Source organism: Persicitalea sp. (assembly GCF_041751555.1).
Classification (GTDB): Bacteria; Bacteroidota; Bacteroidia; order Cytophagales; family Spirosomataceae; genus Persicitalea.
Map to the genome: position 1 here is coordinate 1 of NZ_JBGSXF010000602.1, position 5,593 is coordinate 5,593.

Annotated in this window: 5 protein-coding genes and 1 pseudogene; 3 read left to right on the forward strand and 3 right to left on the reverse strand. The window is 51.4% G+C overall.

The window, feature by feature from the left end:
* Window positions 1-15: 15 nt before the first annotated feature.
* Complete coding sequence (locus ACEW8P_RS21330) at window positions 16-666, reverse strand: RNA polymerase sigma-70 factor (protein WP_373515093.1); 651 nt, start codon at window positions 664-666, stop codon at window positions 16-18.
* A 270-nt stretch (window positions 667-936) separates the two neighbouring features.
* On the opposite strand from ACEW8P_RS21330, the gene ACEW8P_RS21335 reads away from it, so the two are divergent.
* From ACEW8P_RS21335 to ACEW8P_RS21345, 3 genes are all read left to right on the forward strand, one after another.
* A complete protein-coding gene (locus ACEW8P_RS21335) occupies window positions 937-1,608 on the forward strand; it encodes a porin family protein (protein WP_373515094.1) in 672 nt (223 codons plus the stop codon).
* A 60-nt stretch (window positions 1,609-1,668) separates the two neighbouring features.
* Window positions 1,669-2,358, forward strand: coding sequence for an OmpA family protein (locus ACEW8P_RS21340; protein WP_373515095.1), 690 nt, complete (start codon window positions 1,669-1,671; stop codon window positions 2,356-2,358).
* Window positions 2,359-2,628: 270 nt separating this feature from the next.
* Window positions 2,629-3,135 carry a DUF6265 family protein gene (locus ACEW8P_RS21345; RefSeq protein ID WP_373515096.1) on the forward strand — a complete coding sequence of 169 codons (507 nt, stop codon included), beginning with the start codon at window positions 2,629-2,631 and terminating at the stop codon, window positions 3,133-3,135.
* A 7-nt stretch (window positions 3,136-3,142) separates the two neighbouring features.
* Here the strand turns inward: ACEW8P_RS21345 and ACEW8P_RS21350 are convergent, their stop codons facing one another.
* A complete protein-coding gene (locus ACEW8P_RS21350) occupies window positions 3,143-4,807 on the reverse strand; it encodes a hypothetical protein (protein ID WP_373515097.1) in 1,665 nt (554 codons plus the stop codon).
* Window positions 4,804-5,593, reverse strand: a pseudogene (locus ACEW8P_RS21355) (hypothetical protein); the annotation flags it as partial. The pseudogene ACEW8P_RS21355 and the gene ACEW8P_RS21350, both read right to left, overlap by 4 nt.

Sequence of the window (5,593 nt, forward strand, 5' to 3'; positions counted from 1 at the left end):
TTCTCACATTCAAAATTATAGAAGCCACTTCTCCCTCAATTGTCCCCGCACAAACTGGTTGGCTCGGTTGAGCTGCACGTCTACGGTTTTGACGGAGAGGTGCAGTTCATCGGCGATTTCCTGGTACTTCATGCCGTCGAACTTGCGCATGAGGTAGATGCGGCGGCGCTCAACGGGGAGTTTGTTGACGGCTTCCTCCACATCATGGTAAAGTTCTTCAAACTGACTGATCTGGTCGGGCTGCTGCTCCTTAAGAATTGGTTTCTGGGCAGCTTCCGAGAGTTCAGCTTTACGGCTCAGATCCCAACGCAGGTAGTTATACGCCCGGTTGCGAACCGTTCGGAACAAGTACAGCCGATAAGATGTATCGATGTCGAGGAAGGTATTTTGAGAATAGAAGCGAAAAAATATTTCCGAAACCAGGTCCTCGGCCACCTCGCGTGAGCCGACAAACTTCACGGCATGCGTACACATTGGTTGGTAATAGCGGATGTAGAGCAGTTCGACGCCTCGGCGGGCGTCGTTCAACGTCTTTCGAATGAACAGCTCATCATCCGGGGTTATCGCAAAACCGGACTCCTTTGGAGCCAAACGGGGTGAAAGAAGCGGTTTACTTCCTATTTCGTCCTTTTCAATACCGGAAGTCCTGTGGTAAGCGTCCTCCATAACTTCTTCTGGGCTGACAATTAGAATTTTATGAAAAATCGAATTGTGGACTGTTCAGGTATAAGACAAGCGAAGGCGCAGAAACTCCTTACAAGGATAGAAGAATTTTTTTATTTTTTTTAAGTAAAGCCATAAACACGAACTATTGATAGCAAACTATTCGCAGCCGTCAACCCACACTAATTATTTTATCCCTTGCAAACGTCCGCGTCACTCGGTCTGGAACGATATTTTATATCCGTGTTTGAAATCAACAAATCTATAACGACCATGAGAAGAACAAACAGCTTTCATCTGGTACTGCTCTTGGTACTATTCGCGTCATCATCTGCGATTGCCCAGAGCCGGAATTTCAAAATAGGCATCAAGGCAGGCACAAATTTATCCGGTCTTTCGGGTGATGACCTGGTCTCTACCAACGACCCCTCGGTGCGAATCGGCGACAAAAGTACCCGCCTTACCGGCTTCGTGGGGGGCCTATTTTTCCGGCTGGGAAGTTCAATTTTCATTCAGCCGGAGGTACTGCTTTCCCAGAAAGGAGGTACTTTCAACGTCTTTCGAAGCGGAGTCGGCAACCAGGATAATGCGGTCAAGGTGCGGTTTTCCAACCTCGACGTTCCGGTACTTTTCGGTATCCGGATCGGCGATGTGCTTCGAATCAACGCCGGGCCAATCGCTTCGTTGCGCTTATCGGAAAACGGCGGACTGCGGGACGCACTCAATGAGGTCGGAGCCACCGGGGTAGAAGACAACTTCAAGCGGGCGGCCCTCGGCTACCAGGTAGGTGTCGGTTTCGACATTGGTAACTTGAACCTTGATCTCCGGTACGAAGGGAATGCATCCAACATCATCGACACCAACACCGCATCTTCTAATTTCAATTCTCAGTTGAAACGGAAGAGCAACCTTTTTCAAGCCACTTTGGGCTTTGTGATATTTTAAAACACCTCCATTATTTTCTTAGAAAACACCTCCATTATTTTCTTAGAAAATTTGAAACATATGAAAATCGTAAACAGAAGCCTTCTCTTCCTGCTGGTATTTAGTGTATGTTCCCTGCCTTCCTGTAAGAACAGCAAGCTTTCAAATCAGGAGAAAGGGGCCATCATCGGCGCCGGAACCGGGGCGGTTGCCGGAGCGGTCATCGGCAACAAATCGGGCAACACGGCCGTCGGAGCGATCATAGGTGCTGCCGTGGGCGGCACTGCAGGAACATTGATCGGGCTGTACATGGACAACCAAGCCCGCAAGCTAAAGGAAAAAGTAAAAGGTGCCAAGGTGGAACGAATCGGCGAAGGCATCAAGATGACTTTCGACTCCGGTCTGCTTTTCGACTTCGATTCTTACGCGTTGACGGCTGAAACCCGGAAAAACCTTGACAATGTGGCGGAAGTTTTGAACGAATACGAGGATACCGACATCCTGGTCGAAGGGCACACGGACAGCAAAGGCACGGACAGCTACAATCAGAATTTATCCGAGAAGCGCGCAATGGCAGTATCGACTTATCTCAAAGCCAAAAATGTAAAATCAAGGCGGCTCGAATCAGTCGGATACGGCGAAACTCAACCAATCGCCACCGAACCAGACAAACAAGCGCTAAATCGGCGGGTGGAAGTTGTCATTACAGCCAACGACAAGCTGAAGCGCGATGTCAAGCGTAAGGTGAAGAAGGAAAGGTTGGCCAATTAGGTCGAGCTGTTGCTGCTTAAGGATCGGTTTGTGGGCGGCTTCTGAGAGTTCAGCCTTACGGCTCAGATCCCAACGTAGGTAGTTATACACCCGATTTCGTACTGTACAAAAGAAGTACAGACGATTTTCTTGTAACTCTCCAAAAAGAATTGAATCAAATAGGCAGGTACAAAGCCTAGCAAAATACTCCGCTGGTCAATGTAAGGTTTGTATATTGGGACCTCCAACTCAACCGCCACCGCGACGATCAATAACTAACCCCAAGTTTCCATGCAATTCAAAAACGCGCCTCGCCCCTACCTACTTGCCCTTTTCGTTCTGAGCCTGTTTCTCGCTATCCCCGCTCAGGCCCAGAAAGGTACCCTCGATGACATTAATTTCCTCGAAGGCCACTGGCTGGGTACTTTCAATGGCGGCCCCATCGAAGCCTCTTGGTCGGCTCCGAAAGGGGACAACATCGTGGGTTATATTCGCATGATGAAAGACAACAAGGGGACGATGTATGAGCTGTTCGTTTTTGAACAAACCGACAACGGTCCCGTAGCGATGGTGAAGCACTTCAAGCCGGGTATGATCGGTTTGGAAGATAAGGACAAGCATGACCACTACGTTTTCTTATCCGCCAAGAAAAATGAAGCCCTTTTCGAGAAAGACGATGCCTCGGTGCGAATTATCTACGAGCGGAGGAAGAAAGACCAGCTCGTGATCCGAAGGGGAAGCAAAAAAGGAGACGGATGGGAGTTTGTGGACCTGTTTGTATTCGAGAAGATCCCCTGAGGGGAGTTTATGAGTTGGGTAGTTTGGGCTCTATCCAAAGCGCGGCGCAACTCGCTACGAATAGCGCCAGCCACACCCAATCGCTTACTTTCTCCTGCCTTTGGGGCCTGGCATTTGGCTTGATTGTCGAAAACCTTGCCGCCCGTTGCGCCCGGAGGTAGTCGTTTAAGAGTCGGGCTGGAAATAAATTCGAGGTAGAATCCGCCACGAACACTTCGGCTGAATCATTTATGGCGACCCAACCCGCTTGTCCGAATAGGTATTCTACAGCCGCCGTGCGTTCATTTAGGGGAGAGATCGATAGAGCCACCGTGTCTTTGGTGATAGATAGTTTTTTTGGTAAATCTGAGTCCGCATTGAGCGCCAGTTTGCCCACTAAGCCTTTGAACAAAGGCGCGTCCGCCGTCAGCGTGTGATCCAAAGGCGGCTGAACTTGCGCCAGTACTGTGTTCCAAACTTTTGCGTAAGCCAGGCTGTCGCCACTTAGTTTGAGAGGGAAGGTCTCATTTAACAAACTCACGCCTACTTTTCCCGCCTTATTCCAGACCGCTACAGGGTAGTTGGCAGCGAGTAGTTGCGGCAATGCTTCGTTGAACTTATAAGGAGCAGTCGTTAGGTTAGGCGCGAGTATAATGGCTGCTTCGGAAGTCGTTCTTTTTGCCGAAAAACCCGTTCCTAACGCGCGGTTTACGGCGGCAGTATTCGCCTCTGGCTGGGTCAATCCTATGAGCAGAACGCTTTTCCCGGCGGCTAAGGCTTTTTTTACTAATGAATTTCCCGCGTTGCTTGGGTCGGTGATGATTATATCGGGCAACGCGCCTTTCGCTACGCCTTTGTTGATCGTAGTACTTTGCTGAATTCCCTTGGAAACGGTCGTCGTCACGGTCACGGCGTTGCCTTGTCGTCCCAGCCATTCGGCCAGGGTACGGCTCTCGAAATCCGGGCTGTCCAGGATAAATTGGTAGGCCAACTTCGGACGCGGACGGCCAAAGAAACGCAGCGTATCCACGAAATTCTCGCCTATAAAAAGCTCGGTGGAGGTACGGCCTTCGGTAAAGGTCGGGAAGCTTAGCGCGAAGGAATTCGTTCCCGCCGAAAGCTGCGCACTGTCCAGCGTTTCTCCGGCGTATTTTATTTTTATCCACTGCTTTTCGGCAGTTTCAACAACACCCGAAACGCGCTGCATTTCGCCCTGCCGGACAATGCCCCGCCAACTCAGGTTTTGGACTTGATTTTTGGGGAAGTACGGTTGCCAATCCATCGCTCCAGAACCAATTTGGGCCAGCAGACTCGTCGGAAAATCCTGCCCCAGCAGCGTCACCGAATCGAACTGAGTCGTAAGTTTTTTCTTCAAAAATTCGGACGCGCCAAACCGTTCCCCTATCCCCAAACTATCCTGAAACTGCCGGGCCACGGCGGCGGGGACGTCCCGCCCCACCAGCAAAGCCCGTCGGGAATTTACGGCTGTCGTCCAGGTAGGTTGTAGTAAGTAGCCCAAAAGTACTAACCACAATAGCCCATTTAATGCGCCCCGCAGCCACTTCCGGCGCGGCGGCAGCGTTGTATTTTTCCACAAAAGCCCGACAACTACCACCGGAAAAGCCGCCAGCAAAATAAGAACTATCCAGTGCAGCGAATCAGACGGATTGAAGGAAAAATCGAAAGAAATCATAAGAGCCGTCGCCAGAAGGCGGCTTCCAGTTTGGGTTCGCTGCGGTGGGAAGAGTTGGTTTGCCAGGTCGGGTTGGACAGCGATAGCAGGAAGGCTTTCGCCCGCGCTTTCTCCTTCATCGTTAGCTTTTTGCCGCTGGCTAGTTTTTGCAAATCGCCCAGCACGGCCCAATTTTTCAGACCGCTATTGATCGTCGTCTCGGCCAGTTGCGTGCCGACTTGCTGCACGTCGCGCTGCTGCGCCGCCAAAAGTTTCGGGAGTTCCAGATAGCCAAGCACTCGACCCACTCTTGTGGCCAGTTGTTCGCGCTCGTAATTCCGTTCCTGGCGGTAGCTTTCGTTAATTTTATCCAGATCGCCCGTCAGCCGGGTTTCCTTTATTTTCAAAGGCGGCGGGTCGAAGCCGCTTTTCTTAACGTAGGTGCGGGCTTTTTGCTGGGCGGTTTTGAGGTATTCCAGAGCTTTGTTCTCATAGGGCAGCGCCTTTTCGGGTTCGTACAGCCGCAGGTGCAGTTCCGACTGCCACATCTGCTCCAGCGCCATTTTCAGCAGACTGCGGGTCGATTCTTCGTGAAAAGTATTCACCTCCGCGTCGTCGTGCGCGTGGACGTACTGTTCCATCAGCGCGGCCAGCGGGTCTTGCTGATCGGCGGGCGAGGTCGCGCCATGATCGTGGTCGTGCGCCGGCGTTTCCACCACCGCCGCGTGTTCCTCTTCTGTATCGTGCTTATGCATGAAGCCTTCAAGAGAAGCACCGCCGCCAGCATCGTGGTCGTCCGGTGGTCCT